This window comes from Myxococcus llanfairpwllgwyngyllgogerychwyrndrobwllllantysiliogogogochensis (genome assembly GCF_006636215.1).
Lineage (GTDB): Bacteria > Myxococcota > Myxococcia > Myxococcales > Myxococcaceae > Myxococcus > Myxococcus llanfairpwllgwyngyllgogerychwyrndrobwllllantysiliogogogochensis.
Window position 1 is genome coordinate 17,910 of sequence record NZ_VIFM01000077.1, and the last position, 24,329, is coordinate 42,238.

The window sequence follows — 24,329 nt, forward strand, 5'->3', positions numbered from 1 at the left end:
ACTACCATTGCGCGCCATGCTCCGCCTCCGTCCGCTGTCTGTCGTGGCCCTGCTCACGCTGGTCGTCGCGCCGCTGGCGCTCGCCGCCGGTGGGACCCCCCAGCTCCAGGCCTTCTTCCAGCCCGAGCTGACGAGCGCCGCGTATCAGCAGCGCGCCTACTCCCAGGTCGCCGGCAAGTGGAAGCAGCCCGCGCGCAAGGGGCTGCCCGCCGTGGGACGCAGGACGGTGGTCCAGGCGGTGATTGGCCGGGATGGCAAGCTCGTCACCGCGGTCGTCTCCCAGGAGTCGGGCTCCAAGGTCTGGGATGCCGCCGCGCTGTCCGCCGTGCAGAAGGCCGCGCCGTTCGCGCCGCTGCCCAAGGACTACGCCCTGGCCACGCTCGACGCGCACTTTCATGTCGCGTGGGTCGCCGCACCTTGAACACCTCGCAGCGCTCGTTCGTCTCGGTGCCACCGATGAAACGCTCGTCCCCGTCGTTCGCGCCCCTGCTCCTTCTCGTGCTTGCCCTGGCCGCGTCGCCCGTCGAGGCCGCGCGCAAGCCTCGAAGCATCCAGAGCGCGACGAGCGTCGAGAAGCTCTGGTCCGAGTCCCAGCACGTCTATGTGAAGGGAGACGTCGGCGTCTCCGAGGAGCAGCTCGAGGAACTGGAGGCCTGGCTCGCGACGAACGCGCCCCACTGGACGGTGGTGTTCCTCTGGAGCGCTGCGGGGGAGCGCTTCGTCGACGCCGAGGGCACGACCTTCACGGGCATCGACGCCGCGTTGCATGCCCTGGGCAAGGGGTTGTCCAACCGCACGCGGTTCGGCGCGCTGAAGCATCCGAAGACGCAGGAGCCGGACGGCGCCGTGTTCGTGCTGTCCCTGGCGGAGCGGAACCTGTCGTATTTCGGCTCGGAGGCGCAGGACCGGCGCAAGGCGGGCGAGGCCCAGTGGAAGGGCGACCTGGATGCTCCGGCCATCGAGGCCATGCGCAACGGTGGTCGCATCATCGACGCGGCGAAGAACACCGTGACGCTCGTCGACTCGCGGGTGGCCTCCGCCATCGACCAGGAGGTGGCCGAGCGCAACCGGCTCATCGAGTCCCTGCGGGGCCGGCTCCTGGCGATGCGGGAGGAGGTGCCGCGCCTCTCCGCGCAGCGGCTCGCGGCCTTCGGGACGGCGCTTCCCTCGGGGCTGACCGCGGCCGCCGTGGACCTTCCTGGCGCGGAGCAGCAGGTCCTCCAGGCACTCGCGCTGCTGACGCCTCTGGAGAAGGCCGACCTCGCGAAGGCGACGGCGGTTCATGACGGACTGCGGACGCGTCTGGACGGGCTGCGCGTGGCGATGGAGACGCACCGTGCCGCGTCCGAGCGACTCAAATCGCTGGAGTCCGCGCAGGTGACGCTGTCCGCGCATCCGTTGGCCGCGTTCGCGTCCGAGCGGCTCACGCTGCTGCGCACGGAGACGGAGACGGCGCGCGGCGCGGTGCGCGACATGACGCTCGCTCATGGCGGCGCGCTCACGTCGGCCGAGGCGGCACGCGCGAAGGTCACCGAGACGCTGGATGCTGCGGGACGGGATGGGCAGCGGCTCACGGAGCTGGCGGGCCTGCTGGAGCGCCTCGCGACGAGGCCGGAGGTCGAGGACTTTCAGGAGCCGCTCGCGGCGGCCCGGCTGGCGCTGGGGCAGGCTCGCGAGGCGTATGATGCGAGAGCCTCCGCGTACGGCGAGCTGCTGCGAGCGACTGAGGACTCCTACCGCACGGCAGTCGCGTCGGCGGACGAGGCGGAGCAGGCCCGGAGGACGCGCAACCAGGGCGGGGCGGCGGGTGGCGCGGGCCTGCTCCTCGCGGGTGTCTGGGCGCGTCGTCGCCGCAACGCGAGTCGGCGCAAGGCCACCGAGCTGCATGCCCGCTGGCGCACGGCCATCGACGAGAAGACCCACGCGCTCTTCGGCCTCCTGGAGCGCACGCACCTGTGCGCCGGCAAGTCTCGCGAGGACATCGAGAAGCGCTTCGAGGGAGTCACCCGGGAGCGCGGGCAGCAGCTCGCCTCCGATGTGGACGAACTCTTCCTGCTCGCCACCGCCGCCGCGCGCGTGCTGCATCGGGCCGAGGAACTGCTCGAGGGCGCGGGTATGACGAAGGCCCTGGGAGCGCACCTGGGGACGGCCCGCTACGAGCAGGTCACCCGCTTGCTGCGCGACGAGCCCATCGTCTTCCACCCCGACGAAGGCGTGGAGGACGTGCTGCGCGGACCGCGCACGGAGGCGCAGCGGCTCATCGGCGACCTGAAGAGCTATCAGCCCTTCTCACTCTCCTTCGAGGCCTTGCTGGAGGCGTTCAACACCCATGCCGAGCGGGCCCTTGTGCTGGTGGACTCGCTGGAGAAGGCTCCGACGACTTCGGTGGACTCGGTGAAGGTGCTGGAGTCCTTCTCGGCCGAGCTGAAGACGACCGCCTCCGGGGACGCGGTGCTTCGCGTGAAGGACGTCATCGGTCACGTCACGCCGTGCCTGGACTCACTCGCGAAGCAAGCGAGGTCCCTGTTGGGCATGGACCCGCTCGCCGCGCTGGAGGGGCCGCTCGCGCAGGGCGCGCGACGGATGGATGATGCACTGGCGCTCGTCACCGTGTTGGACGTGGCCGCGCGCGAGGTGCTCCCGGTGGTGACGCAGGCGGGAAAGGCGCTGGGGGGCGCGGGCCTGTCGCGCCGGTGGTTGGATGACGCGCTCGCGGCCCTGGGACATACGGCGGAGGAGACCGCGAAGGCGCTGGTGGACCAGCCGGTGAAGGAGTCCGTCGAGGTGTTGGGGCAGTCCTTCTCGGCGCTGGCCACGCGAGCGACGGAAGCGGACGAGTTGGTGGCGCTCTCGGCCCGGGCGCGAGATTCCCTGGCGCGCGTGGAGAAGGAAACGGCGAAGGCCCGCGCGGAGCTGGGGCAGTCGATGGACAAGCCCGCCTCGGCGATGCTTCGCGAGAAGGACGCGGACCCGACCGACCGGCACGCCTCTGGTGCCCACTCATTGACGGAGGCGCGAGCGGCTCTCGCTGAGGGACAGCTGGATGCGGCGCTCACGGCGCTCACGGCCACCCTGACGCGCGTGGGCGAAGTGGAGGCGCTCATCGCCGGCAGCCACGAGGCGCGGAAGAGCTTCGCGGCCCGGCGAGATGCGTGCCGTGCGGAGGCCCGGCGTCTCGAGGTGCGCGTGGCGGATGGCACCGTGCTGCTCGAGGCGTTGACGCGTGGCTATCGCCCCTCCGCGTTGCGTCTGCGGCCGGAGGACCCGGTGCATCCGGAGGCCAATGGCACGGTGCAGGACAACCTCGCCGAGGTGGCCCTTCATCGAGGTGAGGCGGCGAAGCGCCTGGCGGAGTCGGAGCTGGCGTATGCGGAGGCCCGATTGCTGGCCACCGCCGCGTTGCTGACGGAGGTGGAGGCGCGTCATGCCCGGGTCCACGCCCGGCTCGATGAAGTCGAGGAGAAGTCGCGGAGACTCCAGTCCACCGAGGAGGGCAATGCCCGCACGCTGCTCGTGGCCCAGGGCCTCATCACGGCCTGTGACACCGACGCCTCCGATGCCCGCACGATGCAGCCCACGCGCACGGCCCGCGATGCAGCCCGGCAGCTCCTCCTGGCGGCGGTGACCTCGGCGGAGACGCGCCCCGCGGACCCCTTCGACGCCGCCGAGCGGCTCGCCTCGGCCTGTCTGTCACTGGAGCAGGTGCGGCAGACCGCCGCCTCGGACCGGGCCCACCACGCCCAGGCCGAGGAGAGCCTGGCCTCGGCGAACCGCGCCCTGTCCTTCGCGGACCAGTGGATTCGTCAGGCCGCCAACGACGGCATCACCGACAGCCGCGCGACGACGGTCGCCATCAACGCCCTGGTGACGCTGCGTCGCGAGCTCGACACGACGATGAAGGACTTCGCGAAGCCCCATGGAGACTGGGTGGCCTTCGACCGGGTGGCGGACCGCATCGCCTCCGAGGCCGCGCGCAAGTCGGCGGACCTGCGCGGAGAGCTGCGCGCCGCCGAGGAGGCCTCCGACGCCATCCGGTCCGCCGCCAGCCTCGTGCAGAGCGCCGCGACCTGGCGGGGCAGGGCGGGAGGCTCCCAGCTCGACTCGGCGCGCCGCGCGCTCGACAAGGGGCTCTATCAGGAGGCACTTCGGTCGGCGGACTCGGCGACGCGCGAGGCTCGTGACGCCATCGAGGAGGCCGAGCGCGAGGAGGAGCGGCGCCGCGAGGAGGCCCGTGAGCAGGCGCGGGCTCGCGAGTCGTCCTCGTCCAGCTCGTTCTCGTCCAGCTCGTCCTCTTCGAGCAGCGACTCGGGCTTCTCCAGTTCTTCCTACAGCAGCGGTTCTTCTGGGAGCGGCTCGGGGTTCGGCAGTTCGAGTTGGTAATCGCGGGCAGGCGCACGGAGCGTTATGGTGCGCCCCCATGGCAACCCCTCATATCTCCGCCGCACCCGGCGACTTCGCCGACGTGGTGCTGATGCCCGGCGACCCCCTCCGGGCCCGCTATATCTCCGAGCGCTTCCTGGAGGACGCCCGGGGCGTCACCTCCGTGCGCAACATGTTCGGCTTCACCGGCACCTATCAGGGCCGCAGGATTTCGGTGATGGGACACGGCATGGGCGTGCCGTCCATCTCCATCTATGCCACCGAGCTCATCAAGGAATATGGCGCCCGCGTCCTCATCCGCGTGGGGAGCTGCGGCGCGCTCCGCCCGGACGTGAAGCTGCGGGACGTCATCGTCGCCACCGGGGCCGGCACGGACTCGAAGGTGAACCGGATGCGGCTGCTGGACCACGACTTCGCGGCCGTGCCGGACTTCCAGCTCGCCCGGTGGGCGATGGAGGCGGCGGAGCGACGGAGCAAGGCCGTGCGCGCGGGCACCGTCTTCACGTCCGACCTGTTCTACCACCCGCAAGAGCAGCTCACCGCCACGCTGGTGCGCATGGGCGTGCTGGCCATCGAGATGGAGGTTGCTGGCTTGTACGGCGTAGCAGCCGAGTTCGGTGCGCGCGCCCTGGCCCTGCTCACTGTGTCGGACCACCTCCAGACGGGTGAGGCCCTCTCCCCGCAAGACCGGCAGACCTCGTTCGACGAGATGATTGAGTTGGCGCTCGACGTCGCACTCAAGGTGCCGGCGCCGGCGCCCTGACGCGGACATTCTCGCGCGGGAAGTGTGGCCCTGGCCACGCAGAGAGCGCCCCCCGGGGCAGGGGGGCGCCAAAAAATCAGGGCGGGGCTTTGTGCTCGAACGATTCTCGGGCCATCCTCCGGCCCGGTGCGTTACCCCCTCTGGCTCCTATTGGTTTGCGCCGGCTGTGCCGCGCGCGTGGCTCCCCCCTCTGGCGGCGAGGCTGCCCTTGCGTCCGTGCGTTCGGAAGGACTGACGCCTGCGCGAGAGCAGGTGCCTCCGGCACCGGTTGAAGCCGTGCCGATTGTCTCGGCGGAGGGGGCGACTTCCGGGGCCGCCGCTGTCGTGGCCCAGGCTTCCGACGAGAGCTGCGCGCTGTCGGCGGAGGACCTGGAGGACGAGGCGGCGGAGGCCGGCGAGGGTGAAGGCGACGACGGCGAGGGAGAGACGCCGGTGGTGGGCGGCGAGGTGCCGACGGGGCCGCTGTACTCGGCGGAGGTGTCCGATGAGGACCTGACGCGGCGCTGGAAGGAAGACATCGCGTCGCTCGGCTCGATGGCGGTGGGTTTCGCGCACAGCGGCCGGCTGGTGAACTCCGTGCAGTTCCCCCGGGGCGACGACTGGATTGTCGTGTCGCCGGAGATTGCGTGGGGCACGCAGGAGAGCATCGACTACCTGGTGTCGGCCATTCGCGAGGTGCGCTCGAAGTACCCGGAAGCGCCGCCCATCCGCGTCAACGGCATCAGCAACAAGGAGGGCGGCTACAAGCGTCCTCACAAGAGCCACCAGAATGGCCGGGACGTGGACGTCGGCTTCTATTACCCGACGGTGGACCCCATCCGTGAGCGCGAGCGCGAGAAGTACATCAACGTGCCGCTCAACTGGGCGTTCATCCGCGCGGTCGTCACCAAGACGGACATCCAGCTCATCCTCGTGGACAAGCGCGTGCAGAAGGTCCTTTACGACCATGCGCTCGCGGTGGGCGAGGACAAGGCGTGGTTGGACTCGCTGTTCAGCCCGGTGGGCATCATCCGGCACGCGCGTCGGCATCGGGACCACTTCCACCTGCGCTTCCACAACCCGAGGGCGCAGGAGCTGGGGCGCCGGGTGCAGCCGCTCCTGTCGTTGCAGCCCGAGCACAACGTGACGGTGCACCGCGTGCGCTCCGGTGACACGTTGGGCGGCATCGCGCTGAAGTACGGGTCGACGGTGTCGATGATTCGCAAGGCGAACCGCATGCGGAACAACTTCCTGCGTGCTGGCCAGCGGTTGTCGGTGCCGCTGCGGGGACCGTGCACGAACTGCCCCGTGCCGCCGCCCTTCGTGCTGCCGCCCCGGCAACTGCCGCCCGAGCCGAAGGCCCCCGCGATGGCCGTCGCCACGAGCGCCGCGCCCACGATGGATGCAGCGCTCGCGACGAACTGCGCGAAGCCCACGCCCGTCGCCGAGACGGTGAAGCCGGCCGCCGCGCCCGTTGCTGAGGCGGTGAAGCCGGCCGCCGCGCCTGTTGCCGAGGCGGTGAAGCCGGCCGCCGCGCCTGTTGCCGAGACGGTGAAGCCGGCTGCCGCGCCCGTTGCCGAGACGGTGAATCCGGCCGCCGCGCCTGTTGCCGAGGCGGGGAAGCCCGTTGCCATGCCTGTCGCCGAGACGGTGAAGCCGGCCGCCGCGCCCGTTGCCGAGGCGGGGAAGCCCGTTGCCATGCCTGTCGCCGAGACGGTGAAGCCGGCCGCCGCGCCTGTTGCCGAGGCGGTGAAGCCGGCCGCCGCGCCCGTTGCCGAGGTGGTCAAGCCCGCTGCCATGCCTGTCGTCGAGGTGGTGAAGCCCGCTGCGCCCGTTGTCGAGACGGTGAAGCTCGCCGCACCTGTCGCCGAAACGGTGAAGCCCTCCGCCGCGCCTGTTGCCGGAGCGGTGCAGACCACCATCCCAGTCGCTGCGTCGGCGCAGGCGGCCTCATTGCCAGTGGCCGGGTCGGTGCCATCCGCTTCGGCTACGGCCGTGCCCGCGTCGCCGGCCTCCGTGCACGGTGCCTCGGAGGGCTCGTCCGCTGGTATCTCCCACGGACGCTGAACGTCGAGCGCTTCGCTAGAAGCGCGTTCTCACCCCCAGGTCCAGTGCGGGCAGGAACTTCACCTCGGTGAAGTCGTCCATCCGGAGGACGGCCACGGGCAGTCGTCCTCCGATGAGCAGCGCGAGCTGGGGCATGACGAACACCGCGATGGACCCCACGGGCGCGACAGCGGGTCCAACGGTCCACAGCGTGTCACCCGACCGGCTCTGCACAACGAGCTGCATGCTGGCCTCGACGCCGCCGGTGAACTCCACGATGCGGGCCTGCTTCTTCCACGCGTAGCCCACGCCCAGCCCCGTGATGAACTCCCGGTCCTCCTGGTGCGGCCCCTGGCCCAGCTCCAGCGAGAAGGTCATTCCGCTCGACTCCGTCCGGGACAGTTCCAGTCGGAACGACACCAAGGCCCCGTCCGGATCGATCACCGTCTGACGCGCTCCCACCGTCAGGCTCAGCGCACGGCTCCCAGGAGGATTCTGGAATCGTGACATGGGCAGGGGCGGTGGCGGCAGTGCCTGTTCGAACACTGACTTCTCGGCCACGGGCTCCAGCGCGCCGACCGCCAGGGGTTCCGAAGTCGGAGGCTCCGGAGACTCCACCGAGACCGTGCCAGCCTCGGCCGCGGCCCGGCGCGTGGCGGCCTCCTCCCAGGGACGAGGTTCCTCCGGCGCCGTCCTGGAGGTCTTCGCACCGGGCGCCTGCCCAGGCTGCACCGGAGCCGCCGACGCCGGCCAGTTCCACTCCTCGGGTGACGAGGAGGAGACGGCCGTCCGCGCCACCGGCTCCGAGCCCCCCTTCCTTCCACCGACGAGAGGCGCGGGGGCCACGAGCTGAAGGTCTTCCCACCGCACCTTCTGAACCTGTCCCGACGGCGCGCGCACCGTGCCCTGGTGCTGCTTGCCCGCGCGCCATGCCCGCAGCTCGTACTCCCCGGGAGGCACCGCGAGCCGGGGCACCGCGCCCGGCCCCAGCTCCGCGAGCACCTGTCCCCGCCCGGGACGCAGCAACAACGCGCGCTCGAAGTCGGAGGGCAGCTCCAGGGCCGTGCCCGGGCTGGGGAGCTGGGTGAGGATCAGCTCGCCCTTGCCCGTCAGCCGGTAGTCATAGGCGGGATGCTGCGCGCCCGTCAGCACGTCCGCGGTGGCGGAGACCGTATGCGCATAGGCGTACTGATACGCCTCCGCCAGCGTCACCAGCCCATCGCCGGAGGCATCCGCCGCCCCGCGCAGCCCAGACACCAGGTGGTGCGTGAAGAGCGAACCGCCGACCTCGCGAGACTCCAGCGCCAGCTCGTCCTCCGCGCTGGAGGTGAGCAGCGCATGCCCCGTGCTGTGCACCTCGTCCGTCAAGCGCAGCTCGAAGGAGGGACCGGGTCGTCCGCCCTTGAAGCGCAGCAGCGCGCCGCTGCGGCAACTGTCGACGATGGCCAGCCGCACATCCGCGCGCGTCGCGTCCAGCCACCGGCGCAGCTCCGCATACAGCAGTCGCTCCGTGCCCAGCTCCAGGGCCACGCCATCCGAGTGCCCGGAGAAATAGAAGAGCAGCACCACCCGCGTGTCCGGCGTGACGCGCAGCGAGTCGACCTTCCGCGCGGCGGCGTCCAGCGCGGCGCGCACCGTGGCCAGGTTCTCGCCCTGCAGGACGATGAGGTCCGAGGGTGGCACGTCTCCCAGCTCGGAGAGGACTCCGGCGAGCTTGACCGCGTCGGCCTCGGCGTAGCGCAGCGGAGGCCGCTCGCCACTGCCGACGTTGTGGCCAACCAGCACGGCGATGCGCCGGGTCCCCGCCTGGGCGGGCAGGGCGGCGCAAAACACGAAGGCGAGGACGAGGCAGCGGATGAAGGTCATCACGGCTGGGTCTTCTCGAAGAGGAAGGAGGCCTGTGCTCCGGCGGGAACCGGCAACCTCGTGCGGTCTCGGATGACGTCAGCCCCCCCGGCCGAGATTTCACGCAGTGCGGGAGCCACGGACTCGATGGACAGCGGCTTGCGAGAGAACAGGGCGAACAGTCGCTCGGGGCCCGGGGCGCTGTCGAGCACCACGCTCCCCGGAATCTCCAGCGGCAGTCCCCTCGAGGGCAACAGGCCGCTCTCGGTTCCCCCGAACGGGAAGTAGGTGCTCACCTGTCCCGCGCCATCCACGGAGACGACGAGGACGTAGGGCAGCCCCAGTCCCTCGACGACGAAGCGCACCTGGTCGCCCGCGGCCAGCGCCTCGCCTTCCTCCACCTTCCACGTGCGCTCGCCGCGGTGCGCGAAGAGCTGGAGCACCGCGCCTCCCTTGAGGGCGAGCTCGGGCTCCTCGGCAGAGGGGATGGCGACGAGCGCGAGCAGGAGCAGCACCGCCGATGAGAGGGCCAGGGCGGGAGCCCACCATCGCCAGCGGTGTCCCCACGGCGACACGCGGGTGGGGAGCCGGTCGGCGCGGGGCAGCACATAGGCGGTGAAGTGGCGGCGCAGCGACGCCAGCTCGTCCGCGCGGGTGCGACACGTGAGGCAGGTGTCCAGGTGGGCCTGGGTGGCACTGCGCTCCTGGGGGGAGAGCGCATCCATCGCGAGGGCATCCAGCTTGAGGCTGGAGACGTGGGAGGGGGCGGTGTTCATGAGGGGGGCCTCCCGGCGAGCGTGTGTGCGTGCCGGTGGAAGTCTGCGAGCCGGTTGACGACGGTGCGACGGGAGATGCCGAGCACCTGGGCGACCTCGTCCTGGGTCATCCCATCGGCGAGGTGCAGCCAGGCGACCTCGGCCGCCTTGGGGGGCGCGGTGGTGATGAGGCGGCGAGCGAGGTCCCGGTCCTCCAGGAGTCGCTCGGCGTCGACGCCCGGTGCCTCGGGAAGCTCTCCGACGGGCACGGCGCGGCGGCGGCGGTCCCGGGCCTGGTTGAGGCAGTAGTTGGTGGCCACGCGGTAGATCCACGCGAGGGCGTGGTGGGCATCCGGGGCGCGGGCCAACTGCCGGTGCAGGCGAAGGAAGGTCTCCTGGGCCGCGTCGGCGGCCGCGGCGTCGTCGCCCAGAATCTGGCGGCAGCGGGCATACAGGGCGGGCCCGTAGGTGCGGTAAAGCGCATGGAGGCGGTCTTCGGACATGGTGGTTTCGCGTTCCGGCCTCCCTACCAACACCCGGGGTGTCCGGATTGCGCAACAGCCGCTCCGGACAGAGCGGGTGTGGTAGCACGGGGCCGCCCATGGCCCTTCCCCCCCGCCGTGGCCCCTCGCTGGCCCAGAAGGCCCGCCAGCGCACTCCGGGTCACCACTACAACGCGAGCTTCCTGTCCGACGCGGACCGGATGGACATCCTCAACTGGCTCGGTGGGCTCCACCCGCTCTGGGAGGAGCGTTACTCCAAGCACTTCCCGCCCCCGCCTGGGCAGCAGCAGCGGCGCCTGCTGCGGCCGGTGTACTGGCTGGGAAACTGGCAGTTCGCGTGCCTGGACTACTACCGCCCCCCCAAGGGCCTCTTGAACCGGTGCGTCAAGGCGGAGCCCTTTCCGGCGGTGCTCCAGCGGCAGGTGGACAAGGTGGAGGCGCTGGCGCGGCGCATGTTCCGGGGGCCGGACATGCCCAAGGGCTGGCACCTCAACACCTGTCTGGTGAACTTCTACGGCAGTCGCCTGGAGGATGACCGCTGGGTGGACACGGCGCGGGTGGGCGAGCACAAGGACTTCGAGCCGGGGCCGGTTGCCTCGCTGTCCTTCGGAGAGCGGGCGCTCATCCAGTTCGTCACGTCCTCGCGGCCCGGTGAGCGCGACGCGGTGGTGCTGGAGCAGTGGCTGGATGACGGCTCGCTGGAGCTGTTCGGCGGGACGCGGTGGAAGGAAGAGACGTTCCACCGGGTGCAGCGGGTGGACACGCGCGAGGGGCATGACCTGGCGCCGAAGCTGCCGGACTTCCGCACGCGGCGCATCAACCTGACGTTCCGCTACGTGCCGGATGCGCACGTGATGCCCTTCGCGAAGCTGTCCGACGAGGCGCGCGAGGACGTGCGCGGCTACATGGCGCGGCTCGCCAAAGGCAGCGCCTTCTTCCGCGCGGAGCTGGAGCGCGAGCGCCCCGCTTCCCCCTGACGCGAACCCCCGTCGCCGGGGGTGGGTGGCCCTGGAGCCCTCGGCCTGGTCAGCGCTTGCGATGCGTGCGGGCGTGTCGGCCTTCGGGCCGCCGCTGCTCGCGCTTGGGCGCCTCCGATTCCTGCTGCGCCGGGCCCGGGTTCTTCTGTGAGGCGAGGAACTGGGCCCACGCCTCCTGGAACACGGGGTCCTCGCGAGGCACCGGCACTCGGGGAATCTGTCCGCGCATGACGCGCTCAATCTGCGCGACGACTTCCTTGTCCTTGGGGATGGCGAACGTGGAGGCCACGCCGCTGGCCTGCGCGCGCGCGGTGCGACCGATGCGGTGCACGTAGTCCTCGGGTGAATGGGGCAGGTCGTAGTTGATGACCTGTCCCACGTCCTCCACATCCAGGCCGCGCGCGGCGATGTCCGTGGCGACGAGGCACCGGTACGTCCCCTTGCGGAAGCCCTCCATCGCCTGGCGACGCTGGTTCTGCGTCCGGTCCGCGTGCAGCACCGCGCTCTTGTGGCCCGCGCGCTGGAGGATGCGCATCACCTTGTCCGCGCGCTCCTTCGTCTTCGTGAAGACGAGCGCCGTCGTCGAATCCTCCGCCAGCAGCGTGAGCAGCAGCGAGGACTTCTCCTCGGCCTTGACGATGTAGAGCCGCTGCTCGGCCCGCTCGGCGGGAGTGCCGCTGCGAGTCACCTCCACGCGCACGGGACGGTACAGCCGCTCGCGGGCGAACTCGGTGACGTCCGGCCCCAGCGTCGCGGAGAACAGCAGCGTCTGCCGACGGCGGGGCAGGGCCTCGAAGATGCGCTCGAGTTGAGGGAAGAAGCCCATGTCGAGCATCCGGTCGGCCTCGTCGAGCACCAGGGCCTCCAGCTTGCTGAAGTCCACCATGCCGTTCTCCAGCAGGTCCACCAGGCGGCCAGGCGTGGCGAGCACGAAGGTGGGCTGGGCCTTGAGGGCCTCCACCTGGGCGCCCATGTCCTCGCCGCCGATGACCACGGCGTGCGTCAGGCCACGGGCCTCGGCGAAGACCTGCACGGGCTCGGCGATCTGCTGGATGAGCTCGCGGGTGGGTGCGAGCACCAGGCCGAGCGTGCCCGACTTGCTGTGGAAGCGCTCCACGAGGGGCAGCACATAGGCGGCCGTCTTGCCCGTGCCGGTGGCCGCGCAGCCGATGATGTCCTTGCCCGAGAGGGCAGGGGGAATCGCCTGGGATTGGATGGGGGTGGGCTGCGTGAAGCGCACCCGGCGCAGGGCGCCGAGGGTGGCCTTGGACAGTCCGAGCCGTTCGAAGGATTCACTCACGGCTTCGGGGTATCACGGCGCGAGGCTCCGTGGGAAAGAGCCTCGACCGACACTGTCCTACGTCGTGGCTCGCAGCTTCTGGGCCCAGGGCTCCAGCGCCCGCAGGATGCCCTTCACCCGCTCGGGGGGCTTGCCGGAGTCCCGAAGGCGCTTGGCGATGGCGTCGAGGTGGGGGACGGCGCGCTCGGTGAGGGCTACCAGCGCGGCGGCCACGTCGCAGGTGTCCACCGCGTCATCCATGCAGATGACCCTGTCGCCCATGACGATGCGCCAGAAGTCCTCGCAGTAGCCCCGCCGCCGCTGGTCCGGGATGAGGAAGAAGGGGTGGAACGTCCGCTCCAGCCGCTCGACGGCCTGGTAGATGGGCATGTCCTTGTCGAGCGTGTCTCCGATGAGGGACTTCACCTGGGTCAGGGACACGTTCTCCAAGGCCGGCTCGTCGCCCGTCATGAAGAAGTAGCCCTTCTTGCCGCGCTTCTCGAAGCAGTCCATCGCGGTGTGCTCGGCGGCGAAGTACATGCCCAGCTCGTACGACTCGCCGGGGTTCGAGCCACCGCCGCGCTCCAGGAACATCCAGGTGAGCCACTGGTCCAGCTGATTCTCGGAGGACTCGAACTGGCCGACCTGGAGCGGGGCGCGGTCGAAGAACGCGTCACCCACCGCCATGAAGAGCACCTGCGGGTCGGGGATGCCCGCCTCCATCAGGTCCTTCATGAACGAGGGGAACGTCTGGCGCGCGAGGCTCTCGGGGATGTTGCCCATCGAGCCCGTCACGTCGAGCGCCATGACGACGGCGAGCGAGTTCGGGTGGGCCGCGCTGTCGCGGCTCTCGCGGAACTTCACCCCCAAGGGGTCCATCTGGGGATGGCAGGCGCGCTGCTTGAACACTTCCTGAGGCGGCAGCTCGCTGCGAGCCTTCGTCATCGCCTCATGCGCCTTGTGGCTGTAGCTCCCGTAACCCATGACTGAAAGACCCCCTCGGTGGAGACACCGCGAATGCACCTCGCGATGTGCCCGGACGCTAGCCCGGAGGCCCTCTCGTCGTCAGCCCCGGGAGCGCTTGTCCCGGGCCCTGGGGCCCTGTGACGTCACGGAGACGCGCACGCCCAGGGTCGCCTCCACCCAGGTGACGAAGCGCTGAGTCCGGGTGTCGGCGCTCTCTCCCAGCGACAGCGTCGTCCGCTCGGGTGTGCAGCGGGCGAGCGCCCCGGTGAGTCGTGCCTGCCATGCGAGGTCCTGGGCCGCGCCGGGACGCAGCGCCGTGACGCGCCCGGCCTCGTCGCGCACCACGAGCGCCTCGTCTTCCGCGGTGCCGGAAGGTGCGTGGTACGCGGAGCACACGGGCCAGTGCGGGCCAAGCCTGTCCACATGTGTCAGGGCGAGCGAGTCCACACCGCCGCAGACCTGGAGCGAATAGCGTCCGAGGACCGCGTCGAACCCGCCCACGCGGAAGCCGCCCTGCCAGCCGTCGGCGGTGTTGTGAGGCTCGGGCACCAAGGCCGCGAGCGATGCTTCCTCGGTGGGCAAGGGGCCCTCGCCGTGGCGCGTGGCGTAGGCGCGAAGCACGCCGAGTCGATGCACGTCCCCGTCGAAGCCCTGCTCGCGCAGCAGGGCCAGGGCCGGCTCGAAGGTGCAGGTGCTCCAGGTGGTGTGCGGATGGAAGCCGCGCCACTCATCCAGCAGGACGCCCTGCGCGCCCTCGAAGATGGTGTGGCCCTCGCGCAGCCGGGGGCCGAGCCAGCCATCGCCCACCACGCGCTGCTCGGGATGGATGACGCGCACGGCCTCCACCCAGCGCGAGGGGATGTCGGAGTCCTCCAGCAGTCCCAGCTCGGGCGCGGAGTCGGGATGGCCCATGGCGGCGCGCCGCACCTCGGCCAGCTCCGCGCGAAGTCGCTCCTGCGCGGCGCGGGCCTTCCTGGTGAGGACGTCGGGTCGACACAGGTCTGCCGCGAGGACGGCGGCCTCCGGATGCGCGAGCGCGTCGCGCATCGTCTCGCCCACGCCCACGCCGCAGGTGCCATGCCGCCGCGCGCCCCGACCCAGCTCGCGCAGTCGTCCGGCCGCTTGATGGAACGGGGTGATGACGCGGGCGCGCTCGCCCACCGTCACGCGCGACAGGGCGTCCGGGACACCGCGCTCCGCGAGGTACTGCGCTTCCACGTGGAGGGCCAGCGGATGGAAGACGGTGGAGTGCGCCAGGTGCGTGGCCACGCCCGGGACAAACGTGCCCGCGCCGAGCTGGGAGAAGGTGTGGTGCCTGCCGTCATCGGTGACGACGTTGTGGCCCGCCTGGGCGCCTCCGTTGAAGCGCACGACGAGTTGGGCGCCGTGGCGCCGCACCAGCCAGTCCGTGAGCGTGCCCTTGCCCGCGTCGCCGAAGCCGAGGTCGACGACGACGTGGGCCGCGCGGGGCGCCTTCATCGCTCGTCGCGAGGGATGCGGCGGTGGCCGGAGTTGGCGTCGTTGGTGGGCAGCGGCTCATCCTCCAGGCGAGGCTGTGGCGTGCCATCGCGCCCCAGCGTCGCGGCGAAGGACGTGAGCGCGCGGATGACGGCGCCGCGTCGGGGTCGCTCCAGTCCGCCTTTCTCCAGATGTCGGGCCAGCGCGTCCAGGTCTGGGATGGCGCCCTCGCACAGGCCCACGAGACTGGCCGCCACATCCACCGTGTCGGTGGGGTCCTCCATGCAGATGACGCGGTCTCCGAGCAGCTCCCGCCAGTCGCGCTCGCAGTTGCGGCGTCGGGCCAGGTCCGGGATGAGGAAGAACGGCTCGAAGCCGACCTGGAGCTCCTCCACCACCTGTCGCACGGGCAGGTCCTCGTCGAGCGTGTCGCCGATGAGGGACCTCACCTGCTTGCGGGAGACGTACCCGTAGGGGCGCTCGTCGCCCGTCATGAAGAAGTAGCCCCGGTGCTTGCGCTTGCGCCAGCAGTCCAGGTCCGTGTGGCGCGCGGCGAAGTACATGCCCAGCTCATAGGACTCGGTGCCGGGCGTTCCGCCGCCGCCTTCCAGGTAGCTGGACGTCAGCCACTGGTCCATCTGCCGCTCGGAGGACTCGAACTGGCCCACCTGGAGCGGAGCGTGGTCGCTGTTCGCGTCGCCCACCGCCATGAAGAGGACCTGAGGGTCCGGGATGCCCACGTCCATCAGGGACTTCATGAAGTCAGGCAGACGGCGCCGGGCGAGCAGCTCCGGGATGGAGCCCATGGAGCCCGTGACGTCGAGGGCGAAGACGATGCCCAGGGACTTGGAATGCGCCTCGCTGTCGCGACTCTCCCGCCACTTCACGCCGTGCGGGTCCATCAGCGGGTGACAGCGCTCCTGTCGGAAGACGCGCTGCACGGGTATCTCCTCACGGGCCCGTGTGAATGCCGCATGTGCCGCGTGGCTGTAGCTCCCGTAACCCATGGCTCGACTCTCCTTCCTCGCACGGCCAGGCCGCGCTCAACGCCACCCAGGCAGGGTGAAGGGAACGTAACTCGGCGGACCGAAGGCCTCCTGCGCGGCGGCGGAGACCTGCTCCTTCACGCTCCACGCATCGACGTCCAGGCCACTCCGCCCCGAATGCTGCGCGCGCAGCAGCTCCGCCAGGGGCGCTGGCACGCGGGACGGCACCGCGCCCGTCGCCGGGTCTCCACCGAGCACCCAGGTGATGGAGCGCGCGCACATCGCCACGTCCGTCTCCGGAGTGGGCACGCCTCCATTCCACAGCGCGTCGGGATAGAAGTCCCGGTGCGAGGCGCTGGTGGAGGGCAGGGATTGGAACGAGCGGTGCCGCACGGCGCTGGACCAGCCAACCAGCATCAGCCCGTGGTCCCTGGGATGGAGGAGCAGATGGGGCGGCAGCACCGCGCCGTGGACGTAGCCCGCGCGATGCACGAAGCCCAGCAGCTCCAGCGCGCGCTTCCACATCCAGACCGCGGCGCGCGGGTCGATGCCATCGGAGTACACCTCACGCGCCTCCGAGAAGGTGTGCTGGAAGCCGCTCGTCCACCGGTACACCAGCGCCGCGCGAGCGATGCCCTCGGGGTCCTTCGCGGTGCCTCGCGCCACGGGCTGGGGGAGCAGGCGGGTGAAGTACTCGGCGCCCTGGGCGTCGGTGCGCTGCAGGTCCTCCAGCACCTCGTATTCGCGGGCGAGCAAGTCCTTGTCGTCGAGCGCGCGGGCCACCTTGAGCACCACCAGCTCGGTGAGGCGGGAGTCGCGGCGCGCGAGGAACACGTCACTGCCGTCGCCTCGGCCCAGGCGCCCGAGCAGCACGTAGCGCGTGTTCGCCACCGTGACGCGGGGTCGGTCCGGAGCGAAGGGAGGGTCGTCCGCGGGGCGAGCGGGCTTGGGCCAGACAGCCGCGCCCTTCGCGGACACCATGGCACCGCAGTAGTCGCAGGTGAGGATGCCATTCGGTGAGGACGGGGGTGGAAGCTTCGCGCCGCAGCCAGGACACTTCAAAAGCTGTAGTTCCATCCACCCCTCACACAGTGCCGGGCAAGCATACCGCAGCCTCCAGGAACCCGAATGTCCCCATTGACGCCTCCGCTCCCCGTGGTGCTCGACACCAACGTCGTCCTGGACCTGTACGTCTTCGAGGACCCCGCGCTGCGCGTGCTCCAGACGGCGCTGGAGGCGGGCGCGCTGGAGGCGTGGGCGGAGGACGCGACGCTGGCGGAGCTGGGCTTCGTGTTGGCGTCGCGCCACTTCCTGCCGGGGCGAGACCTGGAGGGCCGGAGGACGGCCCTGGAACGCTACCGGGCGCGCGTGAAGGTGCTCCCGCCGGACGCGTCAGGGCCTTCGCTGGAGCTGCCTCGTTGCAAGGACCGGGACGACCAGAAGTTCCTCCTCCTGGCCGCCCGGGCGGGGGCCGCGTGGCTGGTGAGCAAGGACAAGCGCGTGTTGTCGATGTCGGACCGACAGGGGATGCCCTTCGTCATCCTCACCCCCCGGCAGGCCGTGGCGCGACTGGAGGCTCAGGCGTTGGTGGCGGGGCGGTAGCGAAGCACGCGCACCGACTCGAGGCCGATAATGAAGGTGGTGATGGCGCTCAGCTTCGCCTTGCCCCCGGACTCGCTCCAGTCGAGCACGTGCACGAAGACGGGCTCTCCACCGTCCTCCGCGTTCCGGTTTCCGAAGACGAGCACCGTGTCGGCCTTCTCGCCCGAGTAGGTGACGAGCGTCTGGCGGAAGGAGATCCACGACTCGCGGCTGCCGTTCTCCTCGCTGAGGCCGCGCAGGAACGCGGTGGGCTGGGCGAGCGAGCCCTGGACGTACTCGCCACCGGTGAGCTGGTGCTTGAGCTGCTCGCTCCGGGTGCTCAGCTCGGGCTCCCGGTCACCCATGCAGCCCATGCACTGTTCATCGCAGCCGCAGATCTCCTCGGGCTCGGAGAGCGTCCGGCCCTTGCGGTCCGCTTCACACTGCTTGACGCAGGCGGCGAGCGCGCGGGACTCGGCCTTGTGGGTGCTGGCGATCTTCGCGCGCATCTGGGCCTGGGTGGCGTCGGACTCGAAGAAGGACGCATCCGCCAGGTGCAGCAGGCCGGCGACCCGCACGAGTCCAGGGTCATCCATGGAGGACAGCGCTGAACTGGCGGCGGCCTTCTGCGGGCGCAGCAGCGCGGGCCTCACGCGAACCCACTTCGAGCGGGCCTCGGACTTGTCGCCGTCCAGGTTCAGGCTGGCGCGGTCGAACAGCGCCGCCGCGGCCTTCGCGCGAGCCAACTCCGCCTTGTAGGAGTCCTTCACCTTCACCTGGGCCAGCCACTTCGTGGGGGTGCGCTCCGTCTGGTAGAAGACCTCCTGCTGCTTCTCGGTGTTCTTCTGGATGAAGAGGTCCTCGGTCTTGTAGCGAGGCGCCCACTCCAGCTTCGCCTGCGTGTCGTTGCGCGCGGCGGCCATCTTCCGCTCGTACGCGTAGGCGCGCACCTGTTCGAAGGCGGCCGTCTCCATCTCCGCCTTGTAGGGGTCCTCGCCCTCCACGTAGACGCGCAGGTCGCTCAGGCAGGTGTCGTCGTACGACGCGCCGGGATAGGTGGACACGAGGGTGAGCCGCACGCCCTGGACCTTGCCGGGCACGGGCAGGGGGATTTCCTGCCAGCCGAGCACGTCCTTCAGCTCCACCTCCACGGCGGTGCCCGTCGTCTGCGGCCCCGTCTCGCCCTGGACGAGCGGCTCCAGCTTCACACCCTTGGGACGGGCGTTGGCCCGGTAGAGCTTGTCCGTCTTCTGGTAGCCGTTGCGCAGGAAGACGCGGAAGGACTTCGCGCGCGTCAGCTCCGGGCCCCACCACTCGATGGCCTCGCCCTCGCCGCGTCCCTTGGCGCCCTCCACCCAGGCGGTGGCCGGGTCATCGTCGGCGACGTAGAGGGGGAGGTAGTTCTGGGCGTGTTTGTTCCAGCCGTTCTCCAGGAAGGAGGACGCCGTCACGCGGCGGGGATGCAGGCGGTGGGCGGTGCCCGCGTCGGGCTCCAGGAGGACCGGCGGCGCGGCGGCGAGGATGAGCGACAGGAGAATCATGGCTTGCGCTCCAGGGGTGTGCGGGTCGAGGGAAGGGGCGCGGCCCACAGCACCAGCTGTGAGAGCCCCGGGGGATAGAGTCCCGAGTCTTCCTGCTCTCGGGACACCAGGTGGTAGACGACGCGGGCATAACGCGCGCCCGCGGGCATGCGGATGCGGCGAGGCGGGCCCGGAAGCAGCCGGGTGTCCTCGACGGCGCCCAGGTGCGGTAGCGGCTCCGGTGGCCAGGAGCGCACTTCAATTCGACGGCCCAGCGTGGCCACGGTGCGCGAGGACTCGAAGAGGGGTTGGTCCGAGACCTCCACGCTGACCCAGCGCATGACGTCACCGGAGGGGAAGGCGTGGCCCACATCGCGCGTGGAGAGCAGGAGCGCGCCGTCCACGGCCTCCACGACGAGCGCGGCCTTGAGGGACTCCGTGCGACGGGTGCCGCCCAGTCCGTGGTCGCCGCGAGGCATGTGACAGCTCGTGCAGTGGCGCGTGTCCCCCGTCTGTTTGCGCCACCGGGTCCATTCGCCCACGGTGTCCTGTTGCCACTGGGTGTCGGAAAGCCGGACGCGCTGGCCATCGCCCTGGAGCACCGGGAAGCCGAACTGGTGACAGCCCGCGCAGGGCATCGCGGGGGCGGCCTTCGCGTCACCGAGGGGGGCGTGACAGCCCGCGCAGGTGACGCCGTGCTCCTCGGGAGGGCTGCCCGTGGGAAGCGCGCCGCGCTCGAGGTTCCGCGCGAGCGGGGCGTGACACTGGACACACCAGGCGGGCCGGTCCTCGGTGATGGCGACCTGGAAGACATCGTCCGTGCGCGCGGTGGCGTGGCCGCTGCGCTTCCAGGCCTCGACCTGGGGTGCGTGGCACTCCGCGCAGCGCTGGACGCTCCAATCGGGGAGCCCGTGCGGCGCGGGGCCAACCTCCATGCGCGCGGTGCCCTGGGGGAAGCGAGGGCCGGGCGCGGAGGCGAGCAGTGCGCAGATGAGGAAGAGGGCGTTCACGATGAGGCGGGGAGTGTAGGCGCCCTCCGTGTGCGAGCGCGACTCCCACTCTGGGGCGTGGGCGCGGTAGAACCCGACCCATGCGGGCCTATGAAATTCGAGGCGGATTCGGGTTGGACAAGCTGGTGCTGGGCGAGCGGCCGGACCCCGAGCCGGGCCCGTTCCAGGTGCGGGTGCGGGTGAAGGCGACGAGCCTCAACTACCGCGACCTGATGATGGTGGAAGGTCGCTACAACCCGAGGCAGAAGCTGCCGCTGATTCCCAACTCGGACGGCGCGGGTGTGGTGGACGCGGTGGGGCAGGGCGTCACGCGCGTGAAGCAGGGAGACCGGGTGATGGGCCTGTTCTCGCAGGCGTGGCCCGCGGGTGAGCCGACGCGCACGGCGCAGCAGCACACGCTGGGGGGGCCGCTGGACGGCGCGCTGGGCGACACGATGGTGCTGCACGAGGACGGGGTGATGCTCACGCCCGCGTACCTGTCGGACGAGGAGGCGGCGACGCTGCCATGCGCGGCGCTCACGGCGTGGAGCGCGCTGGTGACCTATGGCGCGTTGAAGGCGGGAGACGTGGTGTTGCTCCAGGGCACGGGCGGCGTCTCCATCTTCGCGCTGCAGATCGCGAAGCTGCTGGGCGCGCGCGTCATCATCACTTCCAGTCGCGACGACAAGCTGGAGCGGGCGCGCGCGCTGGGAGCGCACGACCTCATCAACTACGTGACGACGCCGGACTGGGACAAGGCGGCGCGGGCGCTCACGGGGAACGCGGGCGTGGACCACGTCGTGGAGGTGGGTGGGGCCGGGACGTTCGAGAAGTCACTGCGCGCGGTGCGGCCCGGGGGCACGGTGTCCGTCATCGGCGTGCTGAGCGGTGGCTCGGGCGCCGTGCCGCTGACGTCCATCCTGATGCAGAACCTTCGCGTGCAGGGAATCCTGGTGGGGCATCGCCAGGGCTTCGAGGCGCTGGTGCGTGCCTTCTCGCAGCACTCGGTTCGTCCCGTGGTGGACCGCGTCTTCGCCTTCGACGAGGCGGTGGCGGCGTTCCATCACCTCAAGAGCGGCGCCCACTTCGGGAAGGTGGTCGTGCGCGTCGGGTGAGCGGGTGCTGCTCTGTATCGCAGGAGTGGAGACGGGCCCGGTGACGCGAAGTGCTCACCGGGCCTGGGTCCTACGGGGTGGTCAGGAACCCGTTTCCGTCGGGCCCGAGTCCGAAGGGTTGTTGTTGCGAGCGACGTAGCTCACCTGGGGACCGCCGCGAGGAGCACGGGAGCCGCCGCCCCGGTTCGGAGCGGAACGTTGCTGCCGGGGGCCGGGCCCATTCTGCCGAGGCTCTCGCAGCGTGTTGCCGCCGGGATTGGCATCAGGTGCGTTCGTCTCGGGGCGGGCCTCCACGACAGGCAGTGAGGCCCTGCCGTTGCCCCGATTGCCACCTCGCTGCTCGTTCCGGGCAGGTCGCTGCCGCGACTCGGGGAAGGGGCTTTCGGCGCCAGCCTGGACCTCGTTGCCGTGACGTCCGTTTGGCGCGGAGGATTGCTCACGAGGCGTGCCGTTGCGGGAATCCCCCTGGGGGGCGCGTGGGCCGCTGCGTGAGTCTCCCTGTGTGGACCGAGGGCCTCCGTCGCGCTGCTCGCCCTGCGCGGAACGTGAGGAGCCACGGCGCTGCTCTCCCGAAGCCGGGCGGGTGTTGTCCACTCCGGACTGTTCTCTCGGGGCCCGGTGGTGTTCGCCCGGGGCGGAGTGCTGCTCGCTGGAGCGGGTGCGCGGGCTGCCGTTGCGCGATTCATCCGCGGTGCGGGAGCCGTTGCCGTTCCGTTGCTCGCCATCGAAAGCGCGAGGTGTTCCGTTGCGTGATTCAGCCGCGCCGCGAGAGCCGCCATTGCGCGAGTCGTCCGACGCACGGGGGTGACCGCCGCGCGGAGCGTCCGAAGCGCGAGTGTTCCCGTTGCGCGAGTCCTCCGAGAAGCGAGGTTCTGCGCTGCGCGACTCGTCCGACGCACGGGGGTGACCGCCGCGCGGAGCATCCGAAGCGCGAGTGTTCCCGTTGCGCGAGTCATCCGAGAAGCGAGGTTCTGCGTTGCGCGACTCGTCCGAGGCACGCGGGGTTCCGCTGCGTGAGTCCCCCGACGCGCGAGCCGCCCGACCGTTGCGGGGCTCTCCTTGAGCGTCACGGGGACCGCCGTTGCGAGGATCACTCGCGCCTCGCGGACCACCGCTGCGCTGCTCGTCCTGAGGCGAGAACGTGCTTCCGTTGCGCTGCTCACCCGGCGCGGAGCGCGTGTTTCCGTGGCGCTGCTCGTCCTGAGGCGAGAGCGTGCGTCCGTTGCGCTGCTCACCCGGCGCGGAGCGCGAGCTGGTGCTGCGCTGTTCAACCTGAGGCGAGTGGGGGCTCCCGTTGCGCTGCTCACCCGGCGCGGAGCGCGGGCTGGTGCTCCGCTGTTCAACCTGCGGCGAGCGGGGGCTTCCGTTGCGCTGTTCAACCTGAGGCGAGCGGGGGCTTCCGTTGCGCTGCTCATCCGGCGCGGCGCGGGGGCTTCCGTTGCGCTGTTCACCCTGAGGCGAGCGTGGGCTTCCGTTGCGCTGCTCGAACTGGAGAGCGCGAGGGCTCCCGCTGTGCTGTTCGACCTGAGCCGAGCGAGAGCTGCTGCTGCGCTGTTCACCCGGCACGGAGCGCGGGCTCCCGTTGCGCTGTTCGACCTGAGGCGAGCGAGTGCTCCCATTGCGCTGCTCGACCTGAGGCGAGCGAGGGCTCCCGTTGCGCTGCTCGACCTGAGGCGCGCGTGAACTCCCATTGCGCTGCTCAGCCGGCGCCGAGCGCGGTCCACCCGAGTGCTGACCACCCTGCGGCGTGCGCGCGGCATTTCGCTGATCGCCAGCGCCACCCGTTCGCGGCGCCGACGCGGGAGCATTCGGGCGATTGCCTCCGGAACGTGGCGGCGACCGACCGGGCCCGCGGCGTCCGCCTCGCGGCGCTGGGGCCGCGGGAGGCTTGCTCCGCTCACCACCACCCTGCCGGAGCACCAATGCCTCCAGCGCGCGCAGCTCCGCCTCTTCGGCCTCCTCGGGCGTCATGGGCGCCTCTGGGGGCGCTTCCACCGGCTGCGCATGGACGGGGCGGCTCGCTCCCCGGCCCGCGCTACCATTGCGACGCGGCGCCTCGCGGAAGCTGCCGGAGGGAACGAACGAGGGCGTGAGCTCACGCCGCGTGTACGCGCTCCAGATTTCGCTCGTGTCGCCCCCGGCGCCGTGCAGCCAGGGCGCGATGCCCGCGAGGAACTCGCGCACGTTGTCCAGGTCGCGCCGGAAGTAGAACTCCGCGCGGTTGTTGCGCGCGGCGGCGATGGTCTGCGGAAAGTCGATGATGGTGGGCCCCAGGTAGCCCATCAGGATGTTGTAGGGCGACAGGTCCCCATGGATGAGGTCGGCGCACAGCATGCTGACCACCTGGGCCCGCAGGTCCACGTACATCGCCTGCGCTTCCTCGGGCGTCGCCGGAGGAGCCTCCACCAGCCGGGGCGCGGGTTGTCCCTGCGCGTCGAGCACCAGCTCCATCAGCAGGATGCCCTCGTAGAACATCACCGGCGTCGGCACGCGCACGCCCTGGGCGTGCAGCTTGTAGAGCGAGTCGGCCTCGGCGCTCTTCCATGCCTCCTCGGAAGCGGCCTGCCCGAAGCGGCTGCCCTTCTCCATGGCGCGACGCGTCCGGGAGTTGCGCACCTCGCGCCCTTCCCGATAGCCCACGTTGTTGCGGAAGTTCCGCTCGTGGCGCTGCTTGTACAACTTGGCTGCGACCACCTGCCCGGAGTGCTGAACCAGCCACACCTCCGCTTCCTTACCGGTCTTCAACTGGCCGATGACGGCCTCGATGATTCCGTCGGCGAGGAGGGTCTCTAGCGAGTCATTCATTCAGAGGCGGAAGTCCTGATGGGGCTCGGGCGGGTGTCTCGAAACGCGCGCGGTGCGGCCCTACTCGCAGCGCGCGGTGGCATGTGAACATCTGGCGGGGCCCTCTTTCTACCGCGTTGTCGCCGCGAGCAGTCAGGAGGGCCGACGCTCGGCCTGCTAACAGTTTGTCTGCCAGGGTTCCAGGGTATCAAGGGGACGCCAGAGCGGGTGGGTCATGTCGGACCTTGTCCTCGAGGCCTCTCCGGCAGCCCGTTCCGAGCAGACGCGGCCTGGGTGCCGAGCGACCTGGCGGCATGTCGATCGCTCGGAGAGAGGGCAGGGGCAACAACCCCGCGGAGCCCGCCAGATTCCGGAGACCGGGCATGCGGGCTAGGCGGAATGG

18 protein-coding genes are annotated in these 24,329 nt (G+C 70.8%); 7 read left to right on the plus strand and 11 right to left on the minus strand.

Going from position 1 to position 24,329, the window contains the following annotated elements; genetic code table 11:
• Positions 1–16: 16 nt before the first annotated feature.
• From FJV41_RS20280 to FJV41_RS20295, 4 genes are all read left to right on the plus strand, one after another.
• Positions 17–421, plus strand: coding sequence for a TonB family protein (locus tag FJV41_RS20280; RefSeq protein WP_141644162.1), 405 nt, complete (start codon positions 17–19; stop codon positions 419–421).
• 35 nt (positions 422–456) lie between these two features.
• Positions 457–4,380, plus strand: a complete 3,924-nt coding sequence (locus FJV41_RS20285) for a coiled-coil domain-containing protein (protein WP_141644163.1) — start codon at positions 457–459, stop codon at positions 4,378–4,380.
• 37 nt (positions 4,381–4,417) lie between these two features.
• A complete protein-coding gene (gene deoD / locus FJV41_RS20290; RefSeq protein ID WP_141644164.1) occupies positions 4,418–5,143 on the plus strand; it encodes a purine-nucleoside phosphorylase in 726 nt (241 codons plus the stop codon).
• 276 nt (positions 5,144–5,419) lie between these two features.
• Positions 5,420–7,189, plus strand: coding sequence for a penicillin-insensitive murein endopeptidase (locus tag FJV41_RS20295; RefSeq protein ID WP_246137305.1), 1,770 nt, complete (start codon positions 5,420–5,422; stop codon positions 7,187–7,189).
• A gap of 15 nt (positions 7,190–7,204) precedes the next feature.
• Here the strand turns inward: FJV41_RS20295 and FJV41_RS20300 are convergent, their stop codons facing one another.
• Genes FJV41_RS20300 through FJV41_RS20310 form a run of 3 tightly spaced genes read right to left on the minus strand, consistent with a single transcriptional unit; the run spans position 7,205 to position 10,271 of the window.
• Positions 7,205–9,034: a caspase family protein gene (locus FJV41_RS20300; protein ID WP_246137309.1), complete on the minus strand. Its 1,830-nt coding sequence runs from the start codon at positions 9,032–9,034 to the stop codon at positions 7,205–7,207.
• Positions 9,034–9,789 (minus strand): DUF4384 domain-containing protein, encoded by a 756-nt coding sequence (locus FJV41_RS20305; protein WP_141644167.1) that lies wholly within the window; start codon positions 9,787–9,789, stop codon positions 9,034–9,036. Before FJV41_RS20305 ends, FJV41_RS20300 begins: the two co-directional genes overlap by 1 nt.
• Complete coding sequence (locus FJV41_RS20310; protein ID WP_141644168.1) at positions 9,786–10,271, minus strand: RNA polymerase sigma factor; 486 nt, start codon at positions 10,269–10,271, stop codon at positions 9,786–9,788. The genes FJV41_RS20305 and FJV41_RS20310 overlap by 4 nt, the downstream gene beginning before the upstream one ends.
• A 98-nt stretch (positions 10,272–10,369) precedes the next feature.
• Here FJV41_RS20310 and FJV41_RS20315 point away from each other — a divergent pair, with 98 nt between their 5' ends.
• Positions 10,370–11,248, plus strand: a complete 879-nt coding sequence (locus FJV41_RS20315; RefSeq protein WP_141644169.1) for an alpha-ketoglutarate-dependent dioxygenase AlkB — start codon at positions 10,370–10,372, stop codon at positions 11,246–11,248.
• Between the two features lie 49 nt (positions 11,249–11,297).
• Here FJV41_RS20315 and FJV41_RS20320 read toward each other — a convergent pair whose 3' ends face one another.
• From FJV41_RS20320 to FJV41_RS20340, 5 genes are all read right to left on the minus strand, one after another.
• Entirely contained in the window at positions 11,298–12,548 is a 1,251-nt protein-coding gene (locus tag FJV41_RS20320; protein WP_141644170.1) for a DEAD/DEAH box helicase, read from the minus strand.
• A gap of 57 nt (positions 12,549–12,605) precedes the next feature.
• Complete coding sequence (locus FJV41_RS20325) at positions 12,606–13,511, minus strand: VWA domain-containing protein (protein ID WP_141644171.1); 906 nt, start codon at positions 13,509–13,511, stop codon at positions 12,606–12,608.
• Between the two features lie 81 nt (positions 13,512–13,592).
• On the minus strand, positions 13,593–14,972 hold the full coding sequence (locus FJV41_RS20330) for an adenylosuccinate synthetase (protein ID WP_141644172.1): 1,380 nt from the start codon (positions 14,970–14,972) through the stop codon (positions 13,593–13,595).
• A complete protein-coding gene (locus FJV41_RS53770; protein WP_246137306.1) occupies positions 14,969–15,892 on the minus strand; it encodes a VWA domain-containing protein in 924 nt (307 codons plus the stop codon). Before FJV41_RS53770 ends, FJV41_RS20330 begins: the two co-directional genes overlap by 4 nt.
• 102 nt (positions 15,893–15,994) lie before the next feature.
• A complete protein-coding gene (locus FJV41_RS20340; protein WP_141644173.1) occupies positions 15,995–17,014 on the minus strand; it encodes a serine/threonine-protein kinase in 1,020 nt (339 codons plus the stop codon).
• Positions 17,015–17,065: 51 nt separating this feature from the next.
• On the opposite strand from FJV41_RS20340, the gene FJV41_RS20345 reads away from it, so the two are divergent.
• A complete protein-coding gene (locus FJV41_RS20345; RefSeq protein WP_141644174.1) occupies positions 17,066–17,539 on the plus strand; it encodes a PIN domain-containing protein in 474 nt (157 codons plus the stop codon).
• Here the strand turns inward: FJV41_RS20345 and FJV41_RS20350 are convergent.
• Together FJV41_RS20350 and FJV41_RS20355 are read right to left on the minus strand one after the other, a co-directional pair.
• Positions 17,515–19,059 (minus strand): NADase-type glycan-binding domain-containing protein, encoded by a 1,545-nt coding sequence (locus FJV41_RS20350; RefSeq protein WP_141644175.1) that lies wholly within the window; start codon positions 19,057–19,059, stop codon positions 17,515–17,517. The genes FJV41_RS20345 and FJV41_RS20350 overlap by 25 nt on opposite strands.
• The gene (locus tag FJV41_RS20355; RefSeq protein WP_246137307.1) at positions 19,056–20,048 is read right to left on the minus strand and encodes a multiheme c-type cytochrome; all 993 of its coding nucleotides are present in this window, start codon (positions 20,046–20,048) and stop codon (positions 19,056–19,058) included. Before FJV41_RS20355 ends, FJV41_RS20350 begins: the two co-directional genes overlap by 4 nt.
• An 80-nt stretch (positions 20,049–20,128) precedes the next feature.
• On the opposite strand from FJV41_RS20355, the gene FJV41_RS20360 reads away from it, so the two are divergent.
• Positions 20,129–21,142: a zinc-dependent alcohol dehydrogenase family protein gene (locus tag FJV41_RS20360; RefSeq protein WP_141644176.1), complete on the plus strand. Its 1,014-nt coding sequence runs from the start codon at positions 20,129–20,131 to the stop codon at positions 21,140–21,142.
• 81 nt (positions 21,143–21,223) lie between these two features.
• On the opposite strand, the gene FJV41_RS53775 is transcribed toward FJV41_RS20360, so the two are convergent.
• Positions 21,224–23,947 carry an RIO1 family regulatory kinase/ATPase domain-containing protein gene (locus FJV41_RS53775; RefSeq protein WP_246137308.1) on the minus strand — a complete coding sequence of 908 codons (2,724 nt, stop codon included), beginning with the start codon at positions 23,945–23,947 and terminating at the stop codon, positions 21,224–21,226.
• Positions 23,948–24,329: the final 382 nt, after the last annotated feature.